Genomic DNA, 2,923 nt, shown 5'->3' with positions numbered 1-2,923 from the left:
ATCGGACCGCCTCGGCGGGGTTGGGGGTCGGGGCGGTGTTAGGGGATCTCAGCCGGGGAGCGTGCGGGGACCGGTAGGCGACGATGATGATGAGCACGGCGATGACGATGAGCAGGAGCGAGAGACCGATGGCTGCCTGCAGGTCGGATTCGCGCACGAGGTAGATCTGCAGGGGCATCGTCCGGGTGACGCCGGACAGCGATCCGGCGAAGGTCAGCGTGGCCCCGAACTCGCCGAGTGAGCGGGCGAAGCACAGCACGGCACCCGTGACGATTCCGTATCGGAGCAGCGGCAGAGTGACCGTGAAGAACACACGATTGGGTTTCGCACCGAGCTCGGCCGCGGTGAGTTCATAGCGGCGCCCAAGGCCCGCGGTGGCGGTCTCGACGGACATGACCATGAACGGCAGGGACACGAAGACCTGCGCCATGATCACCGCCGAGGTGGTGTAGGCGAGGCTGAGGCCCGCCGCTTCGAGCCCCCCGCCGAGGATGGCCGACCGACCCCAGGTGTAGAGCAGCGCGAGACCGCTGACCACCGGGGGCAGCACGAGAGGCAGCAGGATGAGGGTGCGCACGATGCGCTGGCCGGGGAACCGCCGAGTGGCGAGCAGGTACCCGAGGGGGAAGCCGATGAGGACGCTGATGAGTGCCGAGGTCACCGAGGTCAGCAGGGACAGCCTCATCGCCAGGCGGGATTCCTCGGCCGTGATCACGGCGAGCAGACTCTGGGCATCGACCCGAGTGAGCATGCCGATGATCGGCAGGAGCAGGAAGACGATTCCGATGACGGCGGGCACCCACAGCCAGCCGGGGACGAGCGATTCGGATCTGGGCCGCCGCGGGGGTCGGACCGGGGACGTCTCGCGACGCATCGGAGCAGGCGCAGGCATGGTCAGCCCGCAGCGAATCCGGCGTCGCGCAGCAGCTTCTGGGCAGTGTCGGAACCGAGGAACTTCACGAAGTCATCGGCTTGGTCCTGGTTCTCGCTGGCTCTGACAGTGGCGGCCGGGTACTTGTTGATCACCTTGTCGGCTCCGTCGAGCTCGACCTGTTCGACCTTGCCGCCTCCACGGGCGATATCGGTGACGTAGACGATTCCGGCGTCGGCCTGGCCGGCGCTGACCTTGCCGAGCACATCGGTGACCGAGTTCTCTTCGCTGACCGGATCGAGTGCGACGTCGTTGAGGTCGGCCCACTTCTGAGTTGCGGCCCCGCAGGGCACTTGAGGCGCGCAGACGACGAGGTCATTGCCGGAAAAGTCCTTGGAGCTCGTGATCGCCTGCGGATTTCCCTCGGCCACGGCCAGGGTGAGCGTGTTCGAAGCGAACATCTCGGGCTCGCCGGCAAGCAGATCGTCGGAGGCGAGTGTGTCCATCGTCGTCTCGTCGGCGGTGGCGATGACGTCGGCGGGGGCACCTTCGGAGATCTGCGAGACGAGGTCGGAGGAACCGGCGAAAGAGAACTTCACGTCTGGTGCGTTCGGATCGGCGGCGGTGTACTCATCGGCGATGTCGTCGAAGACTTCGGTGAGCGAAGCGGCGGCGAAGACGGTGATCTCCTCCGGTTCGTCCGCCTCGGCGTGCGGATCCGATCCCGATGAACAGGCGGTCAGGGTCAGGGCTGCGACGGTGCAGAGCCCCAGCAGGGTTTTCTTCATACCCCCATTGAACCCGCAAATACGGTTCCGTGTCGACTTCAGGTCCGATTATGAGACTTTACGGTCGTGTGTGGCCACGCACGGCCGGTCCTCATGAACTCGGAACGGTGTCGATCGACACCATCGTCGCCTTCACCGAGGCGGTCGCAAGACTGCCCGGCTCGAGCCCGAGTTCGCGGCAGGCTTCGGCCGACATCAGCGACACCACGCGGAAGGGACCGCACTGCATGCTGACCTGGGCCATCACTCCGTCGATGCTGACGTCCGTGACGAGACCGGCGAAGCGGTTGCGTGAGGAGCTGACGACTCCGCTGGGGTCCGGCAGAGCCTCGGAGGACGATTGAGCGAGAGCGGCGAGCTCACTGCCGTCGACGACCGCCCGATTCGAGGCGTCCTTGTGGTGGGACAGTCGACCGTCGGCGACCCACCGGCGCACGGTGTCATCGCTGACGCCGAGGAACCGTGCCGCTTCGCTGATCCGCAGTCGGGTCATTCGAGGGCTCCTACCCATTCGTCACTGCCATCGCTGAAGTGCTGATGCTTCCAGATCGCCACTCGAGCCTTGACCTCGTCGATGAGTTCGCAGCAGGCGAGCAAGGAGTCCTTCCGATGGGCTGAGGCGACGACTGCGGCCAGTGCCACATCGCCGATCTCGAGGTCGCCGACGCGGTGGACGACGGAGAGCCTGACCGCAGGGTGCCGGGCGGCGATGTCCGCAGCCACCTCGGCGATCTGGGTGGAGGCCAGGGGGTGGGATTCGTAGTGCAGACGAGCGACTCCCCGACCCTCGTCGTGGTCGCGGATGACTCCGGAGAAGCTGACGACGGCACCGCAGGTGTCCGTGAGGACCTGGGGTTCGAGTTCCTGGGTCGAAATCGGGGATTCGATGACTCCCGTGGTCACGACTGTGCCGGTGCTCATGACTCTCGCGTCCGATCTCCGCTCTTTCCGCCGGTCTTCTCGACGACCTTGATGTCGCTGATGACGGCCTGGTTGTCGACGGCCTTGATCATGTCGAAGATCGTCAGCGCGGCCGTGGTCACAGCCGTCAGGGCTTCCATCTCGACGCCTGTCTTCGACACGGTCTTCACCGCGGCGGTGATGGCCACCGCGTCCTCGCGGAGTTCGAACTCCACGTCGATTCCCGTCAGGGGCAGCGGATGGCACAGCGGGATGAGGTCGCTGGTGCGCTTGGCGCCCATGACGGCGGCGATGCGGGCCACGGGCAGAGCATCGCCCTTGGGAAGCCCCGCCTCGGCGATGA

General features: G+C 66.1%; 5 protein-coding genes. All 5 read right to left on the bottom strand.

Annotated features, from left to right (window positions below; translation table 11 throughout):
* A partial coding sequence (locus AD89_RS0117500; protein WP_025780941.1) for an ABC transporter permease occupies positions 1-874 on the bottom strand: 874 nt, incomplete at its 3' end.
* Positions 875-894: 20 nt separating this feature from the next.
* The gene (gene modA / locus AD89_RS0117495) at positions 895-1,659 is read right to left on the bottom strand and encodes a molybdate ABC transporter substrate-binding protein (RefSeq protein ID WP_025780939.1); all 765 of its coding nucleotides are present in this window, start codon (positions 1,657-1,659) and stop codon (positions 895-897) included.
* A 91-nt stretch (positions 1,660-1,750) separates the two neighbouring features.
* Positions 1,751-2,152: a TOBE domain-containing protein gene (locus AD89_RS0117490; protein ID WP_025780938.1), complete on the bottom strand. Its 402-nt coding sequence runs from the start codon at positions 2,150-2,152 to the stop codon at positions 1,751-1,753.
* On the bottom strand, positions 2,149-2,580 hold the full coding sequence (locus AD89_RS0117485) for a molybdenum cofactor biosynthesis protein MoaE (protein WP_025780936.1): 432 nt from the start codon (positions 2,578-2,580) through the stop codon (positions 2,149-2,151). Before AD89_RS0117485 ends, AD89_RS0117490 begins: the two co-directional genes overlap by 4 nt.
* A partial coding sequence (gene moaC, locus AD89_RS0117480; protein ID WP_025780935.1) for a cyclic pyranopterin monophosphate synthase MoaC occupies positions 2,577-2,923 on the bottom strand: 347 nt, incomplete at its 5' end. The genes AD89_RS0117485 and moaC, both read right to left, overlap by 4 nt.

The organism is Brevibacterium sp. VCM10, from assembly GCF_000583215.1.
In the GTDB taxonomy this organism is placed as follows: Bacteria; Actinomycetota; Actinomycetes; order Actinomycetales; family Brevibacteriaceae; genus Brevibacterium; species Brevibacterium linens.
This window is presented reverse-complemented; position numbering and strand designations above follow the sequence as displayed.